This window comes from Pseudomonas coleopterorum (genome assembly GCF_900105555.1).
Taxonomy (GTDB): Bacteria; Pseudomonadota; Gammaproteobacteria; order Pseudomonadales; family Pseudomonadaceae; genus Aquipseudomonas; species Aquipseudomonas coleopterorum.
The window spans coordinates 3,753,855-3,777,934 of the sequence record NZ_FNTZ01000001.1 but is presented as its reverse complement, the minus strand read 5'-3'; the positions used below and the strand labels follow the sequence as shown (position 1 = coordinate 3,777,934).

Sequence of the window (24,080 nt, the reverse complement as noted above, 5' to 3'; positions counted from 1 at the left end):
AACTCCGGTTTCTATAGCTTGTCCAATTTTTCGACAAAAATTCTTACAACTGCATTCGGTAGGATGTTTCTCATGAAGAGACTGTTCAGTTTGGCTGCGCTTGCAGCCTTGATGTTGGGGCAATCGGTAACCGCGAACGCGGCTGACCTATCGTTTTCTGCAGGTGAGACGGGCGAATCGTCCCAGGTCTACCGCATTGGTCTGCAATCCAATTGGGACAAGAGCTGGTTCCAGACCGACGTCGGTCGCCTGACCGGCTACTGGGACGCGGGCTATACCTACTGGGATGGCAAGGATTTCAAGGACAACCACAGCCTGTCGTTCGCTCCGGTGTTCGTCTACGAGTTCGGCGGTGGTTCGATCAAGCCCTACATCGAGGCCGGCATCGGCGTCGCGGCTTTCGCTCATACTCAGATCGAAGGCAACAAGCTGGGCTCCTCGTTCAACTTCGAAGACCGCATCGGCTTCGGCGTGCGCTTCGGCGGCGGTCACGAGCTGGGCGTGAGAGCGATCCACTACTCCAACGCCGGCATCAAAGAGCCGAACGATGGTATCGAAGCCTACACCCTGAACTACCGCATGCCGCTGTAAGCTTTTTCTCGGCCAGCATTGGCCGTCGCGCGGGCAGGGTCGTCTGCCCGCGATCGTCTTCCAATAACTTTTTCTATTTGGCTTTGCGTGGCAGATTCTTGAACGCCGCCAAGGCACGTTCACGTCCTTGCTTCAGGTCCACGATCGGGCGGGGATAGCCGCTCTGCTTGAGTGCGTCGGCGGTCGGTGCGTGGACCTGCTTGCGATCCAGTCCTTCCAGCTCGGGCAGCCACTGCTTGAGAAACACGCCTTGCTCATCGAACCGTTGCGACTGGCTTACCGGATTGAAGATCCGGAAATACGGCACCGAATCGGTCCCGGTGGACGCGCTCCATTGCCAGCCGCCGTTGTTGGAGCACAGGTCGCCATCGATCAGGTGCTGCATGAAGAAACGCTCGCCTTCACGCCAGTCGATCAGCAGGTTCTTGCTGAGGAACATCGCCGTGATCATGCGCAAGCGATTATGCATCCAGCCGGTGGTCACCAGCTGGCGCATGGCCGCATCGACGATGGGAATGCCTGTGCGGCCTTCCTTCCACGCCTGCAACTCACTGGGCGCATTGCGCCAGGGCAGGGCGGCGTACTCTTCGCGGAACGGCCGGTGCATCGACACCCGCGGATAGCCGACCATGATGTGCCGGTAGAACTCGCGCCAGATCAGCTCGCCGATCCAGGTCACGGCGCCGACGTTGCCGCTCTCGAACTCGCCACGGTTGCTGTTGAGCGCCGCATGCAGACACTGGCGCGGGGAAACCACGCCCGAGGTCAGGTAGGCCGAGATCTGGCTGGTTCCGGGGTGGGCCGGTAGATCACGCTCGACCTTGTAGTCTTCGATCGGTTGGTCGGTGAAGGTGTCCAGGCGCTTGTGCGCTTCCTTTTCACCGGCAGGCCACCGCTTGCGCAGTGCTTCGTCGGGCGTGGCGAACCCTTTGATCTGGTCGGGAACCTTGTCCGCGGCGATGTGCACCGGCTTCTGCGCGCGAGGCTTTTTTGCCAGCGCCGGGACGGACTGATGCAGGCGTTCGTAGCAGACCTTGCGGAACTGGCTGAAGACCTGGAAGTAGGTGCCGCCTTTGGTCAGCACGCTGCCCGGCGTGAACAATGCTTGATCGAGGTAGCGGTGCAGGGGGATGTCTGCCTTGGCCAAGGCGGCTTCCACTGCTTCGTCGCGGCGGTTTTCATTGACGCCGAATTCGTCGTTGCAGTGCACGGCTTCGATCTTGTGCTCGGTGCACAGCGCGGCAATCACCTTGGGCGCCTTGTCCCAGGTATCTGCCTCACGCAGCAGCAGTGGAATGTGCAAGGCCTTGAGGCTGGCACTCAACTCCTTGAGATTGCGCAGCCAGAAATCGACCTTGTTCGGCGAGTCATCGTGTTCCAGCCATTGCTTGGGGCTCAACAGGAACACGGCCACGGTCGGGCCCTGCTCGCAGGCGGCCGCCAGGGCGGGGTTGTCGTGCACTCGCAGGTCGCTGCGCAGCCAGATCAATTGCATGGGGGCCTCATCGTTCGAATTCAGGGTTGCCGGTCGGCCAATACGCCAGACGCTTGCAGCGATTGCTGGGCGTGCAACGGATCGGTCGCCAGGTTCAGGTCGGCCATCGAGGGAGGGCTGTCTCCGGTAGCGGCGCGGTGGATGAGCACGGCCGAGCCCACCAGCCATTTGGGGCAGGCACAGCCGACCAGCAGCCGACCCAGCGTGGCCAGGTTGAGCGCCTTGTCGGCATAGACCATCAGGGCGCGGGCTTGGAGTTTGTCGCACGCCAAGGCCAGTTCACCTGCCGGCAGCGGCGCGTCGAACACCTGCACCGGGCAATCGCTGCTGCTGACGAGCCAAGCGCCCAGCCACAGGTACGGGTCCGGCGTGACATCGGCCTGGTTGACCAGCACCACAGGCGCACCGCCGAGTTGGCGGTTGTTGTGATAGATCCGCGTGCCCAACTTGCTGCGCAGCCAGCCGTGGAAAAACACCTTCTCCATCTGCCCACCGAACTGGCCGGCCCAGCGTTGCTCGAGATCGCTGAGCAACGGCAGCAATAGCTGCTCGCACAGGGTTGCCGGTGGATACAGCGCCATGGTCTGGTTGAATAGATCATCCAGCGGCCGCTCGGCCATGTCGCTGATGGCCTGGGCCAGTGTCTGGCGCAGTTGCTGCCAGTCGTTCTGTACCTGGGGCCTTGCGTCGCGTGGCGCATCGAGCAACTGTTTGACCTGGCTGACGGCCACGCCCCGGTTGAGCCAGGTCAGCACATGGTGGATACGTGCGATCTGCGCTGAGTCGTACAGGCGATGGCCCTTGGCCGTGCGGTGCGGCACGATCAGCCCGTAGCGCCGTTCCCAGGCGCGCAGGGTGACCGGGTGCACGCCGGTCTGCCGAGTGACCTCGCGGATCGGCAGCCAGTCGGTGCCGTTGGCGTCAGATGGCATTGCGCAGGCTCAGGTTTTCGGGGTGCGGCTGCAGGTAGGTCTGCTGGGCAATGTAAGGGTCCGGATGGATACGGAACAGGTGCTTGAGCAGGGTCATCGGCACCACCAGCGGAACGATGCCCTCGCGGTACTGGTTGATCAGCTGTTGCAGTTCCTGCTTGTCCTGCGCATCGATATCGCGCTTGAGGTAGCCGCTGATGTGCTGCAACACATTGCTGTGGGTGCCACGCGTGGCACAGCGTTTAAGCGCCTGCATCAGCTCGCTGAAATAGCGCGGGCCGATCTGCTCGGCGTCACCGCGGCCCATGCTGCCCAGCAGTTTGCCCAGCACCTTGTATTGCAGGGGGTTGTTGGCCATCAGCTGGTATTTGAAGCGCGAGTGGAATTCCGTCAAGCCACGGCGCGTCAAGCCTTCAGCCAGCAGCGCTTGCCATTGGGCATAGGCGCCTACACGCACCAGGAAATTTTCCCGCAGTACCGGGTCGCACAGGCGACCTTCTTCTTCCACCGGCAGGTCCGGATGGCGCGAGCAGAAGGCCTGGGCATAGATCCCTCGGCCGCCTTCGCGCTGGGGGGCACCGTTGTCGCGGTAGATTTTCACCCGTTCGAGGCCGCAGGAGGGCGACTTCTGCATGAAGATGTAGCCGCACAGATCGGTCAGCTCACCGGCCATCTGTTCGCCGTAGGCAGCCAATGGGGCGGTGACATTGATGTCGCGGTGCACAGTACCGACCGCCTGGGTGTGATCCTTGTCACCGACCAGGCGAATTGGCTCGCGGGGCGTCCCCAGACCGATGGCAACCTCGGGGCAGACCGGGACGAACTCGAAGTGCTCGACCAGAATCCGGCTGCACCAGCGCGATTCCTTGTGCCCGGCGTTATAGCGCACAGGCGCACCGAGCAGGCAGGCACTGATACCAATCTTGGGTTTGCTAACGCTGGGCTCTTGCATGACGGACCTCTTCTGAAACCTGTACATACTGACAACGCTGTACAGCATAGTTTCATCATAAATCCGGGTTTGTACAGGCTAAATTCTTTGTACAGGTATTCGCAGGCGGAAAGAGGGGCCTTCACTCACTGCCAGCCCATCTTCCAGGTCTGCACGTCCTGCAGCGCTTGCCATGGCAAGCGCTGGGCACGGTGGGTGAGGACCGCTTGCAACTCTACTTCCAGCACGACGCCTTCGTCGTCGCAGAACACCTCGCTCACCAGAAAGTGTTTCTCGCGGTTGACCGGGCGTACGGCGGTCCATTTCGACAGCATCAGTTTGCGCGGATTGAGCCGGTGTCGAGCGTTCATTGCAGATGCTCGAGCAGGCGCCGCGCGGCCTCCTGGCCGCTGAGCCAGGCGCCCTCGACGCGGCCCGACAGGCACCAGTCGCCACAGACGTACAGGCCCAGGTCGGGATCGGCCAATGCCCCCCACTCATGGGGCTGGGCCGGGCGCGCGTAGAGCCAGCGATGGGCCAGGCTCAGGCTGGGCGGGGGCATCGGGCAACTGACCAGTTCGGCGAAGGCACCGTGCAGCTGTTCGATGACTGCCTCGCGGGACAGGTCGATATGCTGCTTGCTCCATGCGCTGGTGGCATGCAGCACCCAGGTGTCGCTGCTGTCCTCGCGTCCTGGCTTGCTGCCACTTCGCGCCAGCCAGTCCAGTGGGCTGTCCTGCACGAAGCAGCCTTGCATCGGGGTATCCAGCGGCGTATCGAAGCTCAGTGCCACCGACCAGGTCGGGTCCATCTTGACCCCGGCTACCTGAGTGGCGAGCTTCGGTGCGCTGGCCAGCAGGGCGGTGGCCTGAGGCGCGGGCACAGCGAGCACGACGTGGCTGTAGGGCCCATGGCCGATGCCCTCGGCATCGAGCAGTTCCCAGAATTCCTCGCCCTTGAACACCTCGGCGATTCGGCAGGAAAAAAACGCGGGGAGGTCGGCAGCCATGGCCTTGGCGATGTCGCTCATGCGTGGTGCACCGACCCAACGAACCTGTTCGTCGGGCGATGGGCTCAGGCGACCCTGCTTGGCGTTGTACAGCGAAGGTGACCACGGCTGTACGCAGCCTTCGGCCTGCCATTGCTGGACCTGCGCCACGAAGCGCCGGTCGCGAGCGGTGAAGTACTGTGCGCCCAGGTCGATGGAGCCCACCTCGCTGCGCTTGCTGGACATGCGGCCGCCTACGCCCCGTGCCTTGTCGAAGAGATACACGGTATGACCGGCCTTGCGCAAAGCCTGCGCAGCCGACAGCCCGGCCATGCCGGTGCCGATGATCGCGATGGGGACAGGCGCGGCAGATGAACTTCCAGCAGATAAACTCCCAGCAAATAAACTCATAGTGCCCTCGTAACAGCTTCGTAAGCGCTATGCACACGTGTGTTCGGAACAAACAAACCTGTACAAAAGTCTTAATAAGTATAAGTTAACGGGATCCTTTTCGCTCAGGTGTCCTATGGTTCATGAGAGAGCCCCGTGTAGGGAAAGTGCCTCTCTCTTGAAAATAGACTAGCGCTGCAGACGCAACGCCACATTGGAGAAAACCTTATGCACATATTGCTGACCGGCGGCACTGGGCTCATTGGCCGCAAGCTTTGCCAGCACTGGGTGGGCCAAGGGCATCGGCTGACCGTGCTCAGTCGCCAGCCCGGGCAGGTCAAACAGCTGTGCGGGGCCAGTGTGCGTGGCGTGGCGCAGCTTGAAGAAATCGGCGACGAAACGGTCGACGCCGTGGTCAACCTGGCCGGCGCGCCGATTGCCGATCGGCCTTGGACGGCCAAGCGCCGTGCGTTGCTATGGAGCAGCCGCATCACCCTGACCGAGCGTCTGTTGGCCTGGCTGGAAAGCCGCGCGCAACGCCCCGAAGTACTGATTTCCGGCTCGGCGGTAGGCTGGTATGGCGACGGTGGCGAACGCGAGTTAAACGAGACGTCGCAACCGGTCAAGGAAGACTTTGCCAGTCACCTGTGCATCGCCTGGGAGGAGACCGCCCTGCGCGCCGAAGCCTTGGGTATTCGCGTGGTGCTGGTGCGTACCGGGCTGGTACTGGCCAGCCAGGGCGGCTTTCTCAAGCGTCTGACATTGCCGTTCAAGCTGGGGCTCGGTGGCCCGATCGGCAGTGGTCGGCAATGGATGCCGTGGGTTCACATCGACGATCAAATCGCCCTGATTGATTTTCTCTTGCACAAGATTCAGTGCCGCGGTCCCTATAATGCCTGCGCACCGGAACCGGTACGCAATCGCGAATTCGCTCGGCAACTGGGACGCGTACTGCATCGACCGGCTTTTCTACCGCTGCCATCGCTGCTACTCAAGGCCGGGCTCGGCGAGCTGTCGGGGCTGCTGCTCGGCGGCCAGCGTGCGCGCCCGGTGGCGTTGCAGGCGGCCGGGTTCACGTTTCGCTACAGCGAACTCTCTGCCGCGCTGACCGAACTGTCCCGACGGCTTTGAGCTCTAACCACAGAATCTGGAAATAGGATGCTGCATGACCGATCACGCCCTGCTGCTGGTCAACCTGGGATCGCCCGCATCGACCCAGGTGGCCGATGTACGTAGCTATCTCAACCAGTTCCTGATGGACCCCTATGTCATCGACGTGCCCTGGCCGGTGCGGCGGCTGATCGTGTCGCTGATCCTGATCAAGCGCCCCGAGCAGTCAGCCCATGCCTATGCCTCGATCTGGTGGGACGAAGGCTCGCCACTGGTGGTGCTGACCCGGCGCCTGCAAGCGATCATGACCGAGCAATGGCGCCATGGCCCGGTGGAGGTCGCCATGCGCTACGGCGAGCCCTCGCTGGACACGGCATTGTCGCGTCTGGCCGGGCAGGGTGTGCAGAAGGTGACCCTCGCGCCGCTTTATCCCCAGTTCGCCCAGAGCACTGTGACCACGGTCATCGAGCAAGCTCGCAAGGTGGTGCGCGAGCGCAAGCTTGCGATGCAGTTCAGCGTGCTGCAGCCGTTCTATGACCAGCCCGAATACCTGGATGCACTGGTGGCCAGTGCCAAGCCCTACCTGGCGCAACCCCATGATCATCTGTTGATGAGCTTCCATGGCTTGCCCGAGCGGCACCTGACCAAGATCGACCCGACCGGCAGCCACTGTCTGCGTACCGCCGATTGCTGCCAGAATGCTCCACCTGAAGTGCTTGCCGTCTGCTACCGCGCCCAGTGCCTGCGCACGGCCAGCGCTTTCGCCGAGCGCATGGGGCTGGCCGAAGGCAGCTGGTCGGTGTCGTTCCAGTCCCGGCTGGGTCGGGCCAAGTGGATCGAACCCTACACCGAGGCACGTCTCGACGAATTGGCCAAACAAGGCGTAAAGAAACTGCTGGTGATGTGCCCGGCCTTCGTTGCCGACTGCATCGAGACCCTTGAGGAAATCGGCGACCGTGGGCGCGAGCAGTTCTGCGAGGCGGGCGGCGAGGAGTTGGTATTGGTGCCGTGCCTCAACGATCATCCGCAATGGGGTGAAGCCTTGAATACCCTGTGCGAACGGGCGCCTTTGATGCTGTAACGAAGGAATGGAAAGCCGGGAGCACTGTTGCGGCGCTCCCGGCCGGGCTCAGGCTTGCGGTGTCTTCTTCCAGTCGCCGTGCCCTGGTAACAGCAGGTTCAAGGCAATGGCCACCACGGCGCACAAGGCAATGCCCTTGAGGCCGAAGTCGTCAGGCCCGGTCCCGGTGCCGACCAGCACGCCACCGATACCGAATACCAATGTCACCGAGACGATCACCAAATTGCGTGCCTCGGCCATGTCAACCTTGTGGCGAATCATGGTGTTCAGGCCCACAGCGGCGATGGAGCCGAACAGCAGGCAGAGGATGCCGCCCATCACCGGCACCGGAATGCTCTGCAGCAGCGCGCCGAACTTGCCCACGAAGGCCAAGCTGATCGCGAAGATCGAGGCCCAGGTCATGATCTTGGGGTTGTAGTTCTTGGTCAGCATGACCGCGCCAGTCACTTCCGCGTAAGTCGTGTTGGGCGGGCCGCCGAACAGCCCGGCAGCGGTGGTGGCGATGCCATCGCCGAGCAAGGTACGGTGCAGGCCGGGTTTCTTCAGGTAGTCACGGCCGGTCACACTGCCTACGGCGATCACGCCACCGATATGCTCGATGGCCGGCGCCAAGGCTACCGGTACGATGAACAGGATGGCCTGCCAGTTGAACGCCGGCGCGGTGAAGTGCGGCAGCGCCAGCCACGAGGCTGCAGCGATCTTGGCCGTGTCGACCACACCGAAGGCGAACGACATGCCGAACCCGACCAGTACCCCGGCGATGATCGGCACCAATCGGAAGATGCCCTTGCCGAACACGGCCACGATGATGGTGGTGAGCAGCGCCGGCATCGAAATCCACATGGCCGTGCTGTAGGGGATCAGCTCGGTGCCGTCGCCGGCCTTGCCCATCGCCATGTTGGCAGCGATCGGCGCCATGGCCAGGCCGATGGAGATGACCACCGGGCCGATCACCACCGGTGGCAGCAGGCGATCGATGAAGCCGGTGCCCTTGATCTTCACCGCCAACCCGAGAAAGGTGTAGACGAAACCGGCGGCCATGATCCCGCCCATGGTTTCGGCCAGGCCGAACTGACCCTTGGCCAAGATGATCGGCGTGATGAAGGCAAAGCTCGACGCCAGGAACACCGGCACCTGACGACCCGTCACCAGTTGGAACAGCAGCGTACCCAGGCCCGCGGTGAACAGCGCTACGTTGGGGTCCAGGCCGGTGATCAGCGGCATCAGCACCAGCGCGCCGAACGCTACGAAGAGCATCTGCGCGCCAGAGAGCACCTGCCGCCAGAGCGGGTCGTTGAACTCGTCCTGCATGGGTCAGGCGTCCTTCTGCTTGGTGCCGAAGATCTTGTCGCCGGCGTCGCCCAGGCCGGGGATGATGTAGCCGTGTTCGTTGAGGCGTTCGTCGATCGAGGCGGTGTAGATTTGCACGTCGGGATGCGCCTTCTCCACGGCGGCGATGCCCTCGGGAGCAGCCACCAGCACCATGGCGCGGATTTCCTTGCAGCCGGCCTTCTTCAGCAGGTCGATCGTGGCAACCATCGAGCTGCCGGTGGCCAGCATCGGGTCGATGATCATCGCCAGGCGCTCGTCGATCTCGGGTACCAGCTTCTCCAGGTAGGTGTGCGCTTCGAGCGTGTCTTCGTTGCGTGCAACGCCGACGGCGCTGACCTTGGCGCCCGGAATCAGACTGAGCACGCCGTCGAGCATGCCGATGCCGGCGCGCAGGATGGGCACCACGGTGATTTTCTTGCCGGCGATCTTTTCGACCTGCACCGGGCCGGCCCAGCCTGGAATCTCGTAGTTTTCCAGGGGCAGATCCTTGGTAGCCTCGTAGGTGAGCAGTGCTCCGACTTCCTGGGCGAGTTCGCGGAAGTTCTTGGTGCTGATGTCGGCACGGCGCATGAGGCCGAGCTTGTGGCGGATCAGCGGGTGGCGGATCTCACGGATAGGCATGGGGAAAGGCTCCGAACGGGCAAAAAAACGGCGGTAGATTAATCTATTGTATCGAGGTGTCCTATAGACATGCTGCACGTTAGTACATGAAACCTTGGATTGTGCTTGATTCGTGCCGGGTGTGTGCGTACCTTTGCCCGCTTTTCTTCCACCGCCCCCCTTGGAGAGCGTCATGTCCGCTGATCTCGAGCACATCCGTCAAGTCATGCGAGAGGCCGACTGCCTATATACAGAAGCCCAGGTCGAGGCCGCCATCGCCAAGGTTGGCGCGCAGATCAACGCTGAACTGGCCGAGCGCAATCCGGTGGTGTTCTGTGTGATGAACGGCGGGCTGATCTTCTCCGGCAAGCTGCTGACTCACCTTAATTTTCCGCTGGAGGCGTCGTACCTGCACGCCACCCGCTATCGCAACGAAACCCGCGGTGGCGACCTGTTCTGGAAGGCCAAGCCGGAGATCTCATTCATCGACCGCGACGTGCTGATCATCGATGACATTCTCGACGAAGGCCATACGCTCAGCGCCATCATCGACTTCTGCAAGCATGCCGGCGCGCGCGCTGTGCACACGGCGGTGCTGATCGATAAAGACCACGACCGCAAGGCCAGCCCAGACCTCAAGGCCGACTTCGTGGGCTTGCCGTGCATCGACCGCTACATCTTTGGCTACGGTATGGATTACAAGGGCTACTGGCGCAACGCCGCTGGCATCTTTGCCGTCAAAGGCTTGTAAAGCCCGCAGCACCTCATGCGCCGCCGACGCGGCTCGCGCCGCTGCTACAGGAACACCGCGATCGCCTGTAGCAGCAGCGCAAGCCGCGTCCCGCGCCGCCGCCGCAGAAACACCGCGATCCCTGTAGCAGCGGCGCAAGCCGCGTCCCGCGGCGCCGCCACAGGAACACCGCGACCCCCTGTAGCAGCGGCGCAAGCCGCGTCCGGCCTCGCAACGGATTCAAACCCTTGCTACATGCTAAAGTCAGCGGCTCTTTCACAAGGAGCCGCTCATGCGCCTGATCGTTGCCACCATTGCCTTGCTGACCTGCCTGCCGCTGGTCGCCGCGCCTGCGCATGGGCCCCTGCACGAACAATTCCTGCCGCCGGATGAACAATCCCTGCGTCAGGGCGATCCGCAACAACAGCTGCTGCAGGTGACCAGCTACTCGGTGGTCATGGGCAATCAGCGGCTTTCCAACCAGCAGCCCATCCCCGTGACCGCACCGATGCTGCTGCGCTTGAAAGGCAAGGCGCTCAGCAAGGACGCAAAGCTGGCCGAAGTGCTGATTACCTTCGACGGCGAAAGCAAAAGCCTGAAGCGGCCGGCTTTCGACGAAGCCAGCGGTACCCTGGCCTTGACCTATCCGCTGAGTCAGTACCGGATCCTGCTCGATCTGCTGCGCAACGATACCGTCTATGTACAATTTCTCAGCTATCCGAATGGCCATGTCTGGGCCGATCTGCATACCGCAAGCGTACGCGCGCGTTGAGCCCATGGCGGTGCCAAAGGTAGACTGCCAGCCCCGTGAATGACCGTGATAGCCAATGGAGTCGGTAATGCGTAAAGACAAGAAGCAATTGATTGGCGACGAGATCGGCGATGAGCAGATCAAGCTGTTCCTGAATTTCGAGCCGGTCGATGCCACCTCGCCGTCGCTGCACAAGCTGATCAAGGCGTATCGTGGTTTGCGTGTCGATGATTTCGCGCGCTTTCTGGTGTTCTTCAAGGAAGCCGGCTACGAATTGGACGGCAAGGACGAACACGGCAACGATTTTGTCGCGTTGATTCGCGATCAGCGCAACGCCCAGGAATACATCGACCTGATCCAGCAGGCCCAGGCCTGACGCGCGACCCCCTGTAGCAGCGGCGCAAGCCGCGTCGGCGGTCAACGCGGTGCATCAGGAAGAACGCAGTGCCCCCGGACGCGGTGTATCAAGAACACCGCGTCGGCGGCACATACGGTGTATCTGGAAAAACGCGGTGTCCCTGGACGCGGCTCGCGCCGCTGCTACAGGGGCGACGCGATCCCGTGTAGCAGCGGCGCAAGCCGCGTCGGCGGTATACGCAATGGACCGGCAGGAACACGCCGGCACTCAGGCGTAATACTGCACCCCGTCGGTTTTCTCGGTGAGTTCGAGCGCCACGTCGCTGTCATGGCTGACACGACGATAAACCTCGGCATCCACCGCCAGCACCTTTTCGCGCGCCGGGAAGATCTCCGCCAGCTTGGTCGCCCAGGCCGGTGAGCGCGTCTGCTCGGGGAAGCAGCGTTCCAGCAGATCGAGCATGATCGAAACGGTCACCGACGCCCCAGGAGAGGCGCCCAGCAACGCCGCCAGCGAGCCATCGGCTGCGGACACCAGCTCGGTACCGAATTGCAGCACGCCGCCTTTCTTCGGATCCTTCTTGATGATCTGCACACGCTGGCCAGCCACTTCCAGGCGCCAATCTTCGGCACGGGCCTCGGGGTAGAAGCGACGCAACGATTCCAGACGCTGCTCCATGGACTGACGCACTTCGCTCATCAGGTACTTGGTCAGGTCCATGTTGTCCCGTGCCACGGCCAGCATCGGGCCGATGTTGGCCGCGCGTACCGAGAGGGGCAGGTCGAGGAACGAGCCATGCTTGAGGAACTTGGTGGTGAAGCCCGCATACGGCCCGAACAGCAGCGACTTGTTGCCATCGACCACGCGGGTGTCCAGGTGCGGCACGGACATGGGCGGCGAGCCAACGGCAGCCTGGCTGTAGACCTTGGCCTGATGCCGCTTAACCACCTCGGGATTGTCGCAGCGCAGCCACTGGCCGCTTACCGGGAAACCGCCGAAGCCCTTGCCTTCCTCGATACCCGACATCTGCAGCAGCGGCAACGCCGCACCACCGGCGCCCAGGAACACGAATTTGGCATCGATCTCGCGAGTGTTGCCACTGTTGACGTCCTTGACGGTGACGGTCCAGCCGCTGCCCTTGCGGGCAAGGCCGGTGACTTTCTTGCAGTACTTGACCTGCGCGCCCGGCGCACTGGCCAGGTGGGCCAGAAGCTTGTTGGTCAAGGCGCCGAAGTTGACGTCGGTGCCGCCCATCACACGGGTGGCGCTGATGTGCTGGTCGGCAGGCCGACCGGGCATCATCAACGGCATCCATTCGGCCATCTTCGCCTTGTCTTCGGTGTATTCCATGTCCGCGAAGGCATGGTGGGTCTTGAGCAGTTCATAGCGCTTCTTGAGGAAGGCCACGCCCTTGTCACCCTCGACATAGCTCAGGTGCGGTACCGGACTGATGAACGAGCGCGCCGAACCGAAGCTGCTCTTCTTGCTCAGGTAGGCCCAGAACTGCTTGGACACCTCGAACTGGGTGTTGATCTGCACGGCTTTCTTGATATCGATGGAGCCATCGGCGGCTTGCGGCGTGTAGTTGAGCTCACACAGACCGGCGTGGCCGGTACCGGCGTTGTTCCACGGGTTGGAGCTTTCCGCGGCACCGGAATCCATGAGCTCGACGACTTCCAGCTTCAATGCCGGGTCGAGTTCCTTGAGCAGTACGGCCAAGGTGGCACTCATGATGCCGGCCCCTACCAATACCACGTCGACTGCTTCGTTTTGCGCCATTTAACGCGTCTCCAAAATCTTCAGCACCCATTGACAGCATGGGACCCCGGTACGTCTGTGCAGGCCTGGGTCGCCATGTCCGAAACTTCGCAACTGCATCGCTGAATGGCCTGTGCCGACGGGTTCGTCGGGCATGGCCCATGAACTCACGTCTGACCCGCCAGCGCCATAGGACCAAGGTTCATGGAGCCCGGTCGATACGCGCGCTCAGCGACCGTAACCCTTCATGCGAAGCGTTCGATCCTTCCTCGTTGGGCCGTTCGGGACGCAGATAGTGCTGGTACAGATCCAAGACTTTTCATTTGCTCGCCACACTCTTGTGAAGTTGTGAAACCCGTTTTTTCACGCTCTTTTGGAGTCGTGAACCTCAAGAAGGCTGCTTGGGAAACCGGCAGCGGCAGGGGTGGCGCAAGCAAATGGAAACGCCAGCGCGTGACCTGCGTGGGCGGCTCTCTGTGGGCGGTGCGGAAGCCAAGACGAGTGCGTTGGCGGTGATGCGAGGCCCGATCAGGAGACGTCCTTATAATCGGGGGAAGATTATAGCGATGAAACGTGGCGAGTTGATCGTTATTTACAGGCTTTTGGTGACCGGGCAGTCAGGCATGCACGGCTCGAATGCCGCCAGCCCCCGTGGCATGGGCGCTGACGCGGGCATGGGCGGGCAATGGCTGGCCCAACCATTGTGGGCGAATATCGCCAACCTCGACCCAACCGTCACCGCTGGGGGGCAGTTGGCACTGTTTGAAGGCGCGGCACAGACCCTGCCGGTCGAGCGCGACGTAGCAGCGGTAGGGCTGGCTGGCCCAGAACAGAGACTTGAGAAAACCCATGAGTGTTTCTCCGTGCGGTGGACTGTGGAGCCGATACTGCCCAAGGACGGTGACAGGCTGATGACACGCCGCGCATCGCGGTTGCATGCGCATGTTTCATGGCTGGTCCATTGCCTCCAGGCCCCGCTATACTCCCGGCTTATTCACTGCCCGTTGCCGGAGAGATGCGCATGTTGCACCGCCTGTTGTTCACCATGATCACTGTGACCAGTCTGACGTTGGTCGGTTGTGCCAACAGCCCGCAACAACTCAGCCCGCAGCCGCGCCTGACCTCGCAGTTCGCCGCCGTCGGCCAGGGCCAGGCCGTGGCCGTGCGCGTCGTCGATGGCCGACCTTCGCCCACCCTGGGCACCCGTGGTGGCCTGTATCCGGAAACCAGCGCGGTGAGCGTGGCCCCCAACGACGTATTGCCCAAACTGCAGGCCCAGGCCGAAGCAGCCGTTCGCCTGCTGGGCTTCACGCCCACTGCGAACAACGGCAGCGCGCCGACGCTGACCATCACCCTGGCCGAACTCAAGTACCAGTCGCCCAAGGACAAGATGTACGTCACCGAAGCCAACATCGGCGCCACCTTCAAGGCCGACGTCACCAACGGTGGTCGCCACTACAGCGGCCGCTACGGCGCCTCGCTGAACCAGCGCTTCGGCATGGCGCCGAATCAGGAAACCAACACCAAGCTGGTCAGCGACGTCCTCAGCGACGCACTGACCCGTGTTTTCAAGGACGCCACCATCGGCCAGACCCTGTCCCAGCGCAATTTCTGACAGCGTCGGCCAGGTATGAAAAAGCCCGCGTTCATCGCGGGCTTTTTTGTGGGTCGGGTTTTATCGGGTGCAGCATTCAGGCAGCGCGCATGTGAAAGTCGAGCAGGCTGATGCCGGTGCCCAGGTCCAGCTCCGGCCAGTCGCCATGCTGATGACCGCCGAGCGCGCAGTACACCAGCCACTGTCGATCCTGGACATTGAAGGCCAAGGCGTCGATCAGGGCTTCCTGCTCGTCGCTGGCGGCAATGTGATAGAGGCGATCCTGGTTCAGGGCGTGCAGCATGACGGGCATCCAAAGCGTGTTGGGTAAGGGTGCAACACGATGCCTGCTTTGTATGAAGGGGGCGTGACGGACCCATGACCGTCCCGTTACGCCCTTGCACTGGTCGACCCTAAAGAGGCAGTCCCGCCTTGACCCGGTACTGGTTGCGCACCGGCGTGGCGTATTGCAGCACCAGGAATGGTCGTTGCTCCACCGGGCATTCGCGCAGCCGGCGCAGCCATTCGGCGCGGGCCTTTTCCAGCTCGGCGGCGGGAAACACATCGGCGGCCGCCGGCACCTGCAGTTCAGGGTCGGCATCGGCCCACTGCGCATAGGCCAGGTAGTGCACCGGGAACAGGCGATAGCCGCCCAGGATCTGTCGATCGATTTCCGTGGCCAGCTGCTTGGTGTCTTCGAACAGCTCGGTGATGGGTGGTGCGAAGTTGATGTGCACGCGGCCCTTGTAGCCGGTGATGCCCTGGGCAATGCTGACGTCGTCTTCGCCGGGCGCCTTGTTGTAGGCGCCCTTGGTCGCGCGAATGTACAGCTCGCGCGCCTTGGCCTGGTCACAGGGGTCGTACTCGTAGCTGATCGACACCGGCGTCAGGTTCAGCGCCTTGATCGTTTCGCCGAAGGGCTCGTCCTTGCGGCTCATGTGGAACATCTTGAGGATCGCCGAATCGGTACGGTCGTCACCGTCCTTGGCCCGGCCCTCGGCCTGGGCAATCCAGATCGAGGCCACGTCGTTGCGGATCGAGTGGTTGATGTAGGCGGACAGCAGTTGGTAGGACGCCAGTTTTTCCCGGCGCCCGACCAGCGAGCGATGGACGATGAAGCTCTTGTTCAGACGCATCAGGTCGCTGACGAAGGGCTTCTGCAGCAGGTTGTCCCCGATGGCGATGCGCGGCGTCGGCAGCCCGGCGTGATACACCGCGTAGTTGACGAACGCCGGATCCATGACGATATCGCGATGGTTGGCCAGGAACAGGTACGCGCTGCCGGACTTGAACTGCTCGACGCCGGTGTAGGTCACACCGTCGGTGGCGCGGTCGATGGTGTGGTCGACGTAGAACTCGACCTTGTCCTGCAAGGTCGCCACGTTGGTGACATCCTTGAACTCGCGGCGCAGGCGCCGCGCGATCAGTGGCTTGAGCAGCCAGCCAAAGGTCTTGGCCTGACGCGGGAAGCGGAAGTGGGTGAGGATATCCAGGAATGCCGGGTCGCTGAGCAACCGTGCCAGAACGGCAGGTACTTCAGCGTCGTCGTACGGTCGGATGGCATCGAATTCGCCCATCATGCTCTCTTGTTGGAAACGGCTAAGGTAAAGGTACAGGCGCAAGGTTGTGGGCAAAGGGTAGGGGCCCATGTAGCCAACGGCCTGCAAACAGAGTGGCGATTATACGCACAAGTGAGCCGTGGAGGCCGCGATGCTGGAAACCCAAGATTACGATTGCCCCTATTGCGGCGAGCCGGCCGAAGCGGTGCTCGACCTGTCCGCTGGCGATCAGGACTATATAGAAGACTGCCCGGTGTGCTGCCGACCCATCGTCTTCGCCCTGCAGACCGATGGCGAAGACTGGTCGCTGCACGTGCGCAGCGAGAACGAGTGATGCAGCGCATCTACGAGCCCGCCAGCCTGCTGGAGGCACAGATGCTTCTGGGCATGCTGGAAAACGAAGGGGTGGGTGCGCACCTGGCAGGGCGGGATCTGGTCGGCGGGATGGGCGATCTGCCTGCCATGGGCCTGCTGGGTTTGCTGGTGGCCGACGAGCAGGCCGATTACGCACGGCAGCTGATCGGTGAGTACAATGCCGCGCTGCCCATGTCGGGCGAGGAGCCCGACAGTTTTCCCGGGGTTCTGCTGTGCTAGACCCCTCAAGAGTTTTTTCCTGATGTGTGGACGTTTTGCCTTGTTTCGCTGGTCACCCGGTTTCGCTGCGCAGGAGGGCTTTCCCGAAGGCCAGCAGGCGCAATGGAACATATCGCCGGGTGACTCGGTGCTGATCCAGCGCCGCGAAGGTGAGCGCTCGACCCTGGCCAAGGCACGCTGGGGGCTGACCCCTCCGTGGTTGACCGACCTGTCGCGGACCCCGGCCCACGCGCGTGCCGAGACGGTGGCCGAACAGCCGATGTTTCGCGAGGCCCTGCGCCTGCGCCGCTGCCTGATTCCGGCCAACGGCTTCTACGAATGGCGGGGCAATGTGCGCAAGCGGCCGTTCTGGTTGACGCCGGGAGAAGGGTCGTCGCTGTTTTTCGCGGGAATCTGGGAAGCCTACCCGGTGCAGGAGCAGGTCTGGCTGAGCACGGCGGTGGTGACTCAGCCGGCGATGAGCCAGCGTCGGCCGCTGATCCTCGATGCCGCAGGCCAAGCGGCCTGGCTGGATCCGGAAACGCCCATGGCCACCCTGCAATCGCTGCTCGCCGCGCCCCAGGCTGCGCTGCGCGAACGCCCCTTGGCGAACCTGGTCAACGACCCCAAACTCGATGCCCCTGAATGCCTCACCCCGGCGTGATGTCTTTCCAGGGACCGCGTCGCTCTTTTCACGGTGCATCAGGCCCAGCACCTGCGCAGGTGTCGTGTCCGATATGCACCGTGTAGGATACCGCCAGGTTTACCAGGAGAGTCCCAATGGGCAAGTTCTTCATTCCGGCCACCTTGGCCGTCAGCGTGCTGCTGGCCGGTTGTCAGGCCGTCAATACCACCAGCTCCGGCGCCGTGGGTGTCGATCGCAAGCAATACATGTTCAGCATGTTGTCCACCGATGAAGTGAACAAGATGTACGCGCAGTCCTACCAGCAGACCTTGACCGAGGCCAGCGGCAAGGGTGTGCTCGACAAGACCAGCGCCGAGGCCAAGCGCGTGCAGGCGATCGCCGATCGGCTGATCGCCCAGGCGCCCAAGCTGCGCCCGGATTCAGCGCAGTGGCAATGGGAAGTGAACCTGATCAAGAGTGACGAGCTCAACGCCAACTGCGGTCCCGGCGGCAAGATCATTGTCTACACCGGCCTGATCGACACCCTGAAACTCACCGACGACGAAATCGCCGCCGTGATGGGCCATGAAATCGCCCACGCCCTGCGCGAGCACGGTCGCGAAGCGATGTCCAAGGCCTACGGCATCCAGATGGCGCGCAGCGGGGCAGGAGCCTTGCTGGGGCTGGGCGAAGACAGCCTGAAACTGGCCGACACCGTGGTCAACTACAGCCTGACCCTGCCCAATAGCCGCAGCAACGAGAACGAAGCCGACCTGTTCGGCCTTGAGCTGGCGGCGCGTGCCGGGTTCGACCCCAACGCCGCGATCACCTTGTGGAACAAGATGACCGCAGCGGCAGGCAGCAACTCGCCACCGGAATTCATGAGCACTCACCCAGCATCGGCGAGCCGGATTTCTTCATTGCAGGCGGCGATCCCCAAGGTCATGCCGTTGTATGAGCAGGCGAAGAAGTCCTGATGTACCGTGGCGGCTGATTCGCGGGCAGAGACCCGTTCCCACAGAAGAGCCTTGATACCGAGGTCCCCTTGTGGGAGCGGGTCTCTGCCCGCGAAGGCCTCACCGCCAATCTAAACCCAGCCGCTGACCTTCATCGCCTGATACACCGCTACGAACGCCAGAATGAAAAACGCTCCCGAGGCCAATCGGCGGATCAGCGTCAGTGGCAGTTTGTCGGCAGCGAAATTGCCCGCCAGCACCACCGGCACGTTGGCAATCAGCATGCCCAGGGTGGTGCCGATGATGACCATCAGCAAGTGCGGATACTGCGCGGCCAGCATCACCGTCGCGACCTGGGTCTTGTCGCCGATCTCGGCAATGAAAAATGCGATCAACGTGGTCATGAACGGCCCGTATCGCCTTGCGGTGTTGGCTTCGTCGTCGTCGATCTTGTCCGGTATCAGGGTCCACAGCGCGGTGGCGGCAAAGCTTGCGGCCAGGATCCAGTGCAGGGCGACATCGGAGAAGAAGCTGCTGAACCAGGCGCCTACCGCACCGGCTGCTGCATGGTTGGCCAAGGTGGCCGCGACGATGCCAGCGATGATTGGCCAGGGCTTGCGGAAGCGCGCCGCAAGGATCAAGGCGAGCAACTGGGTCTTGTCGCCGATTTCGGCCAAGGCCACCAGCCCGGTAGGGACAAGTAGGGATTCCAACATCAGGAGCGTTCCTATGGGGGCGGGTCGACACGGCTATGACACGAACAGCCTCCCCGCCCCGGGTAAGGTGTGCGTGTCATAGGTCTTGTCAAACCCGGGCCGTCTGTGCGGCCGCTGGGTCGCACGCGCCATGGCCTGAGGGCCAAGTATGTTGACGCGTGCCTGGCGAGCTGGCGCTCGCGGGAGACTACTCCCCTAGGACGGTGCGGATTCTGCCTAGGCGATCTCGATAGGGCAAGAAAATATTTCGCTATTTGACGGCGCGATAAATCTTGAAACCGCGGCCCTCGGCTACCGTCTGGCAGCGCCCGAAAGCGCCTTCGATCAACGGCTGATAGCGCAGGAAGCTATTGGCAACCAAGCGAAGTTCGCCGCCTTTTTTCAGATGTTGACTGGATTTTTCCATCAAGTTTTCGGCGGCGTGATAGCTGGTGTGCACGCCCGAGTGGAACGGTGGATTGCTGATGATGGCATCCAGATGCAACGGCGCGGCATCGATACCGTCGCCGGTGATGACGCAGGCTTCCAGCCCATTGGCCGCCAGGGTCAGACGGCTGCTGGCAGTGGCGAAGGCATCGACATCGAGCAACGTCAGCTGGTTGTCCGGGTAGCGACGTTTGAGGCTGGCACCTACCACCCCGGCACCGCAGCCGAAATCCAGCAGATGGCCGCGAGGCAGGCCGTCGATGTGTTCGAGCAGCAGCTCGGTGCCACGGTCCAGTCGACCGTGACTGAACACGCCCGGCAGGCTGATCACGGTCAACGGCTCGCCGGCGATGTCCAGTTGATAGCGCTGCGCCAGGCTTTCCAGTTCCACGGCCTGCGGCGCCTGTTCGACCGTCACTTGCCACAACTGACAATGGCGTGCGCTGTCCAGCTTGCGCGGCTTGCCGAAGGCGTGCAGCAGCTTCGCCGCGCCTTCGATGCCGCCGCGCTTTTCGCCCACCAGATACAACTCGCGACCCGGCAAGCGGGCGGCCAGGGCATTGAGCAGATAACTGGTCAGCTCGCGCGACTTGGGCAGGAACACTACCGCGCCTTCAAACGCCGTCTCAGGGACATTCACCCCGAAATGGCTGCGGCCTTCGAAGCGCGCGTCCAGCGCCGCCTGATCGCCGGCGTGCCAGCACCAGCCGGCGGCGTTCGGCAACTGGCCGAAGAGGTCATCGGCAGGCAGCCCGGCCAACAACAGCTGACCTTGGAACAAATTGGCCTGACGAAGCAGCACTTCACTGCGCGGGTCCATGGGAGGGCTCCTGGCAAAAGCGCGGATTCTAACAGACCACGGCCCTTGTCAGACGCTGCGGATGGGCTGTCCGGCGAAGAAGGCCGTGGCGTTTTCCGCCAGTTGGCCAATGATCCGCTGGCGTGCCTCGACACTGCCCCAGGCACTGTGCGGGGTGACGATCAGGCGCGGGATATCGTCGGCCAGCAGGGGGTTGCCGTCCACGGGTGGCTCCACACTGAGCACGTCGGTGGCCGCTCCGCCCAGGTGGCCACGGCGCAGGGCATCGGCCAGGGCCTGCTCGTCGATGATGCCGCCGCGCGCGGTGTTGACCACGAAGGCACTGGGCTTGAGCAGAGCCAGTTCCGGCGCGCCGATCATGTGTCGGGTGTGCTCGTTGAGCGGGCAGTGCAGGGTCAGGGCATCGACCTGCGGCAGCAGCTCATGCAGCGGCAGGCGATCGGCGCGTGGCGGTCGACCGGGAATCTGCCCCAGCAGCACGCGCATGCCGAAGGCTTCGGCCAGCTTGGCGACCGCGCCGCCCAGTTCGCCATGGCCCAGCAGGCCGAGGGTTTTGCCGTCGAGTTCGACAATGGGGAAGTCCAGCAGACAGAACTGCTTGGCCCGCTGCCATTGGCCGGCCGCGATCTCGCGCTGGTAATCGGGCAGTCGGGTCGCCAGGGCCAGCAACAGCATCAGGGTGTGCTGGGCCACCGAGGGGGTGCCGTAGCCTTGGCAATTGCACACGGTGATACCCAGCTTGCGCGCCGCTTCCAGGTCGACGTTGTTGGTGCCGGTGGCCGACACCAGCACCAGCTTCAGATCCGGGCAGGCCTGCAGGGTCGCGGCGTCCAGGTCGATCTTGTTGCTGATGGCTACCGTCACGCCGCGCAGGCGCTCGATCAGTTGCTCAGGCGTCGTGCTGGGGTAGAGCTGCAGGTCGTCGAAGCAGGCCTTGAGCGCGGCAGGGTCCAGGTCACCCAGGTCCAGGGAGCTGTAGTCGAGGAAGGCGGCACGGTGAGCGGGCATGGGTGAACCTCTTGAAGTGGTTGAGGATGTTCTACCATAGCTGCCGGATGAAAATCTTGTAGCCTGGCCTGCTGACGTGAGGTAGCGTCCGGGCTGCCTGAGGTCATCACCGCGTTTGCCACTACCGCTAGGAGCCTGCTGTCATGTACTGGACCGAATTTCTCACCGTTGCCTTCATTCACCTGCTAGCGGTGGCCAGCCCGGGACCGGATTTTGCGGTGGTGGTGCGTGAAAGCGTCAGCCATGGCCGTCAGGCCGGGCTGTGGACAGCGCTGGGTGTGGGCACGGCGATCTTCGTGCACGTGGGGTATTCGCTGCTCGGCATCGGCCTGATCGTGTCCCAGTCCATCGTGCTGTTCAATGTCCTGAAATGGGCCGCCGCCGCGTACCTGCTGTACATCGGCTTCAAGGCCCTGCGCGCGAAGCCGGCGCCGCTCGGCGAGCCCACTCGCAATGCGGCACCGGTACAGCGCACACCCAAGGCCGCCTACGTGGCCGGATTCATGACCAATGGGTTGAACCCCAAGGCCACGCTGTTCTTTCTGTCCTTGTTCACCGTGGTCATCAGCCCCCACACGCCAGTGGTCATCCAGGCCGGTTACGGCGTCTACCTGGCGCTTGCCACGGCGCTGTGGTTCTGCATGATCGCCTTGCTGTTCAGCCAGCGTCGGGTCCGCGAAGGCTTCGCTAGAATGGGGCATTGGTTCGACCGCGCCATGGGTGTGGTTCTGGTGGCGCTGGGGGTGAAGATCGCCCTGAGCGAAATACGCTGAATCGGCTTGGCATGCTCGCCGGATAGCCGGCCTTGCTTATAATGGCCGGGCAGCGCCCTCGCCAGCACCACAACGAACATGGAACAGCGTCGATGAATTCAGTAAACCTGCCCTGTCGCCGAGCCAGATTACCCCTGGCGGTCGGTCTGGCGACGCTTGCCGGGCCGGCGCTTGCCGTCAGTTTCAACATCGGCGAAATCGAAGGCCAGTTCGATTCCTCGCTGTCGGTCGGCGCCAGTTGGTCCACCGCGGGTGCGAATCGCAACCTGATCGGCGTCAACAACGGTGGATCGGGCCTGTCGCAGACCACCGACGACGGTCATCTGAACTTCAAGAAAGGCGAAACCTTTTCCAAGATCTTCAAGGGGCTGCACGACCTGGAGCTGAAGTACGGCGACACCGGCGTGTTCATTCGCGGCAAGTATTGGTACGACTTCGAACTCAAGGACGAAGGCCGCCCCTTCAAGGACATCAGCGACAGCAACCGCAAGGAAGCTGCGCAGTCCTCCGGTGGGCAGATTCTCGACGCGTTCGTCTACCACAACTACGCCATCGCCGATCAACCGGGCTCCGTGCGCCTGGGCAAGCAGGTGGTCAGCTGGGGCGAGAGCACGTTCATCCAGAACGGCATCAATGCGCTCAATCCGATCGACGTCTCGGCCTTTCGCCGACCCGGTGCCGAGGTCAAGGAGGGGTTGATCCCGGTCAACCTGTTCTACGTCTCCCAGAGCCTGACCGACAACCTTTCCGCCGAAGCCTTCTACCAGCTCGAGTGGGACCAGACGGTGACCGACAACTGCGGGACGTTCTTCGCCCAGGCAGACGTCGCGGCCGATGGCTGCAGCGATAATCTGCGCCTGCTGGCCAAGCGTTCGAGCCTGCCGGCTGCGGCCCTGCCAGCGCTGACCGCTGCCGGTGTGGATATCAACGAGGAGGGCGTACGGGTGCGCCGCAGCGGGGACCGCGACGCGCGCGACAGCGGCCAGTTCGGCGTGGCGCTGCGCTACAACTACGATCCGCTGGACACCGAATTCGGTGCCTACTTCATGAACTACCACAGCCGCCTGCCGCTGTTCAACGCCACCGGGGCATCGGCCGCGACCTATGCGGCAGCGTCACGGGCCGGCGCATTGGGCCCGTTGCTGGTGGCGGGCGATTCCAGCTACTTCTACGACTTTCCCGAGGACATCCGCCTCTACGGGCTGAGCTTCGCCACCACGCTGCCCACTGGCACGGCCTGGAGTGGCGAGGTCAGCTACCGGCCCAATGCGCCGGTGCAACTCAACACCACCGACATTCTCTTTGCCGGTGTGCGTCCGCTGGGCGGCGCGTACAGCAACGCGTCAGTGCTCGACGGCACGCCCGGAGAAGACCTGAAAGGCTACCGCCGCAAAGAGATCATCCAGCTGCAAACCACCCTGACTCATTTTTTCGATCAGGTCATGGGCGCCGAGCGGCTGACGGTGGTGGGCGAGGTCGGGGTCACCCATATCGGCGGTCTGGAGAGCTCTTCGCAGATGCGCTATGGGCGTGACGCGATCTTTGGCCCTGGCGCCTTGCCTGCCACCGGTGGCCTGGACACCTGCGCCGCCATCCTCAACACCGGCACCATCGCCGCGGCTGGGCCGGGCACCTCGGCCAGTAACCGCTCGCGCAACTGCACCAATGGCGGCTTCACCACCAGCACCTCGTGGGGGTATCGCGCCCGCGCCATCTGGGACTACAACAGCGTGTTCGCCGGGATCAACCTGCGGCCCAGTATCGCTTGGTCGCACGATGTGTCCGGCTACTCGCCCAGCCCCGGCGGCAACTTCGAGGAAGGCCGCAAGGCGGTCAGCCTCGGGCTCGATGCCGAGTACCAGAACACCTACACGGCGAGTCTGTCGTACACCAATTTTTTCGACGGCAAGTACACCACGGTGGATGACCGCGACTTCGTTGCGCTCAGCTTCGGCGTGAATTTCTGAGCCACCTTGTTCGAGA

Annotated in this window: 27 protein-coding genes and 1 riboswitch; of the genes, 13 read left to right on the top strand and 14 right to left on the bottom strand. The window is 62.9% G+C overall.

Annotation, left to right across the window (positions count from 1 at the left end):
* Positions 1-72: 72 nt before the first annotated feature.
* Complete coding sequence (locus BLV18_RS16940; protein WP_049861191.1) at positions 73-591, top strand: acyloxyacyl hydrolase; 519 nt, start codon at positions 73-75, stop codon at positions 589-591.
* A gap of 73 nt (positions 592-664) precedes the next feature.
* On the opposite strand, the gene phrB is transcribed toward BLV18_RS16940, so the two are convergent.
* The 5 genes from phrB to BLV18_RS16915 all read right to left on the bottom strand — a co-directional run bounded on the left by phrB (position 665) and on the right by BLV18_RS16915 (position 5,348).
* Positions 665-2,086, bottom strand: a complete 1,422-nt coding sequence (gene phrB / locus BLV18_RS16935; protein WP_090360263.1) for a deoxyribodipyrimidine photo-lyase — start codon at positions 2,084-2,086, stop codon at positions 665-667.
* A 20-nt stretch (positions 2,087-2,106) separates the two neighbouring features.
* Positions 2,107-3,018, bottom strand: a complete 912-nt coding sequence (locus BLV18_RS16930) for a MerR family transcriptional regulator (protein ID WP_090360262.1) — start codon at positions 3,016-3,018, stop codon at positions 2,107-2,109.
* Positions 3,008-3,970 carry a YbgA family protein gene (locus BLV18_RS16925; RefSeq protein ID WP_090360259.1) on the bottom strand — a complete coding sequence of 321 codons (963 nt, stop codon included), beginning with the start codon at positions 3,968-3,970 and terminating at the stop codon, positions 3,008-3,010. The genes BLV18_RS16930 and BLV18_RS16925 overlap by 11 nt, the downstream gene beginning before the upstream one ends.
* 125 nt (positions 3,971-4,095) lie before the next feature.
* The gene (locus BLV18_RS16920; RefSeq protein WP_090360257.1) at positions 4,096-4,320 is read right to left on the bottom strand and encodes a TIGR02450 family Trp-rich protein; all 225 of its coding nucleotides are present in this window, start codon (positions 4,318-4,320) and stop codon (positions 4,096-4,098) included.
* Positions 4,317-5,348 carry an NAD(P)/FAD-dependent oxidoreductase gene (locus BLV18_RS16915; protein WP_090360254.1) on the bottom strand — a complete coding sequence of 344 codons (1,032 nt, stop codon included), beginning with the start codon at positions 5,346-5,348 and terminating at the stop codon, positions 4,317-4,319. Before BLV18_RS16915 ends, BLV18_RS16920 begins: the two co-directional genes overlap by 4 nt.
* A gap of 207 nt (positions 5,349-5,555) precedes the next feature.
* Here BLV18_RS16915 and BLV18_RS16910 point away from each other — a divergent pair, with 207 nt between their 5' ends.
* Both BLV18_RS16910 and hemH read left to right on the top strand, forming a co-directional pair.
* Positions 5,556-6,458, top strand: coding sequence for a TIGR01777 family oxidoreductase (locus BLV18_RS16910; RefSeq protein ID WP_090360252.1), 903 nt, complete (start codon positions 5,556-5,558; stop codon positions 6,456-6,458).
* Between the two features lie 34 nt (positions 6,459-6,492).
* Complete coding sequence (gene hemH / locus BLV18_RS16905) at positions 6,493-7,518, top strand: ferrochelatase (RefSeq protein ID WP_049861198.1); 1,026 nt, start codon at positions 6,493-6,495, stop codon at positions 7,516-7,518.
* A 48-nt stretch (positions 7,519-7,566) separates the two neighbouring features.
* On the opposite strand, the gene BLV18_RS16900 is transcribed toward hemH, so the two are convergent.
* Both BLV18_RS16900 and upp read right to left on the bottom strand, forming a co-directional pair.
* Entirely contained in the window at positions 7,567-8,829 is a 1,263-nt protein-coding gene (locus tag BLV18_RS16900) for a uracil-xanthine permease family protein (protein WP_090360249.1), read from the bottom strand.
* 3 nt (positions 8,830-8,832) lie between these two features.
* The gene (gene upp, locus BLV18_RS16895) at positions 8,833-9,471 is read right to left on the bottom strand and encodes a uracil phosphoribosyltransferase (RefSeq protein WP_043192936.1); all 639 of its coding nucleotides are present in this window, start codon (positions 9,469-9,471) and stop codon (positions 8,833-8,835) included.
* 172 nt (positions 9,472-9,643) lie between these two features.
* Here upp and BLV18_RS16890 point away from each other — a divergent pair, with 172 nt between their 5' ends.
* The 3 genes from BLV18_RS16890 (at position 9,644) to BLV18_RS16880 (ending at position 11,307) form a co-directional block, all read left to right on the top strand.
* Entirely contained in the window at positions 9,644-10,201 is a 558-nt protein-coding gene (locus BLV18_RS16890) for a hypoxanthine-guanine phosphoribosyltransferase (RefSeq protein ID WP_049861201.1), read from the top strand.
* A 271-nt stretch (positions 10,202-10,472) separates the two neighbouring features.
* Positions 10,473-10,952, top strand: coding sequence for a hypothetical protein (locus BLV18_RS16885; RefSeq protein ID WP_049861202.1), 480 nt, complete (start codon positions 10,473-10,475; stop codon positions 10,950-10,952).
* A gap of 67 nt (positions 10,953-11,019) precedes the next feature.
* Positions 11,020-11,307, top strand: coding sequence for a PA4642 family protein (locus BLV18_RS16880; protein ID WP_090360245.1), 288 nt, complete (start codon positions 11,020-11,022; stop codon positions 11,305-11,307).
* A 249-nt stretch (positions 11,308-11,556) separates the two neighbouring features.
* Here BLV18_RS16880 and mqo read toward each other — a convergent pair whose 3' ends face one another.
* Positions 11,557-13,068 (bottom strand): malate dehydrogenase (quinone), encoded by a 1,512-nt coding sequence (mqo, locus tag BLV18_RS16875; protein ID WP_090360243.1) that lies wholly within the window; start codon positions 13,066-13,068, stop codon positions 11,557-11,559.
* Positions 13,069-13,664: 596 nt separating this feature from the next.
* Positions 13,665-13,898, bottom strand: a complete 234-nt coding sequence (locus BLV18_RS16870; RefSeq protein ID WP_090360240.1) for a hypothetical protein — start codon at positions 13,896-13,898, stop codon at positions 13,665-13,667.
* A 170-nt stretch (positions 13,899-14,068) separates the two neighbouring features.
* Here BLV18_RS16870 and BLV18_RS16865 point away from each other — a divergent pair, with 170 nt between their 5' ends.
* Positions 14,069-14,662 (top strand): YajG family lipoprotein, encoded by a 594-nt coding sequence (locus tag BLV18_RS16865; RefSeq protein WP_049861206.1) that lies wholly within the window; start codon positions 14,069-14,071, stop codon positions 14,660-14,662.
* Between the two features lie 76 nt (positions 14,663-14,738).
* On the opposite strand, the gene BLV18_RS16860 is transcribed toward BLV18_RS16865, so the two are convergent.
* Positions 14,739-14,945 (bottom strand): hypothetical protein, encoded by a 207-nt coding sequence (locus tag BLV18_RS16860; protein WP_043192943.1) that lies wholly within the window; start codon positions 14,943-14,945, stop codon positions 14,739-14,741.
* A gap of 109 nt (positions 14,946-15,054) precedes the next feature.
* Positions 15,055-16,221 carry a 1-acyl-sn-glycerol-3-phosphate acyltransferase gene (locus BLV18_RS16855; protein ID WP_049861207.1) on the bottom strand — a complete coding sequence of 389 codons (1,167 nt, stop codon included), beginning with the start codon at positions 16,219-16,221 and terminating at the stop codon, positions 15,055-15,057.
* Positions 16,222-16,351: 130 nt separating this feature from the next.
* Here BLV18_RS16855 and BLV18_RS16850 point away from each other — a divergent pair, with 130 nt between their 5' ends.
* The 4 genes from BLV18_RS16850 to BLV18_RS16835 all read left to right on the top strand — a co-directional run bounded on the left by BLV18_RS16850 (position 16,352) and on the right by BLV18_RS16835 (position 18,375).
* The gene (locus BLV18_RS16850) at positions 16,352-16,534 is read left to right on the top strand and encodes a CPXCG motif-containing cysteine-rich protein (protein ID WP_049861208.1); all 183 of its coding nucleotides are present in this window, start codon (positions 16,352-16,354) and stop codon (positions 16,532-16,534) included.
* Positions 16,534-16,794: a putative signal transducing protein gene (locus BLV18_RS16845; protein WP_056844142.1), complete on the top strand. Its 261-nt coding sequence runs from the start codon at positions 16,534-16,536 to the stop codon at positions 16,792-16,794. The genes BLV18_RS16850 and BLV18_RS16845 overlap by 1 nt, the downstream gene beginning before the upstream one ends.
* A 22-nt stretch (positions 16,795-16,816) precedes the next feature.
* Positions 16,817-17,437: an SOS response-associated peptidase gene (locus tag BLV18_RS16840; protein WP_090360238.1), complete on the top strand. Its 621-nt coding sequence runs from the start codon at positions 16,817-16,819 to the stop codon at positions 17,435-17,437.
* Between the two features lie 116 nt (positions 17,438-17,553).
* Positions 17,554-18,375, top strand: a complete 822-nt coding sequence (locus tag BLV18_RS16835; protein WP_049861211.1) for a M48 family metallopeptidase — start codon at positions 17,554-17,556, stop codon at positions 18,373-18,375.
* Between the two features lie 110 nt (positions 18,376-18,485).
* Here BLV18_RS16835 and BLV18_RS16830 read toward each other — a convergent pair whose 3' ends face one another.
* From BLV18_RS16830 to BLV18_RS16820, 3 genes are all read right to left on the bottom strand, one after another.
* Entirely contained in the window at positions 18,486-19,070 is a 585-nt protein-coding gene (locus tag BLV18_RS16830; RefSeq protein WP_056844144.1) for a TMEM165/GDT1 family protein, read from the bottom strand.
* 90 nt (positions 19,071-19,160) lie between these two features.
* A riboswitch (yybP-ykoY riboswitch) is annotated at positions 19,161-19,278 on the bottom strand.
* Positions 19,279-19,320: 42 nt separating this feature from the next.
* Positions 19,321-20,316 (bottom strand): methyltransferase, encoded by a 996-nt coding sequence (locus BLV18_RS16825; RefSeq protein ID WP_090360236.1) that lies wholly within the window; start codon positions 20,314-20,316, stop codon positions 19,321-19,323.
* A 48-nt stretch (positions 20,317-20,364) separates the two neighbouring features.
* A complete protein-coding gene (locus BLV18_RS16820) occupies positions 20,365-21,324 on the bottom strand; it encodes a 2-hydroxyacid dehydrogenase (RefSeq protein WP_090360235.1) in 960 nt (319 codons plus the stop codon).
* A gap of 143 nt (positions 21,325-21,467) precedes the next feature.
* Between BLV18_RS16820 and BLV18_RS16815 the strand changes: the two genes are divergently transcribed.
* Positions 21,468-22,097: a LysE family translocator gene (locus BLV18_RS16815; RefSeq protein WP_090360231.1), complete on the top strand. Its 630-nt coding sequence runs from the start codon at positions 21,468-21,470 to the stop codon at positions 22,095-22,097.
* A gap of 92 nt (positions 22,098-22,189) precedes the next feature.
* Complete coding sequence (locus tag BLV18_RS16810; RefSeq protein ID WP_090360228.1) at positions 22,190-24,064, top strand: DUF1302 domain-containing protein; 1,875 nt, start codon at positions 22,190-22,192, stop codon at positions 24,062-24,064.
* Positions 24,065-24,080 lie beyond the last annotated feature (16 nt).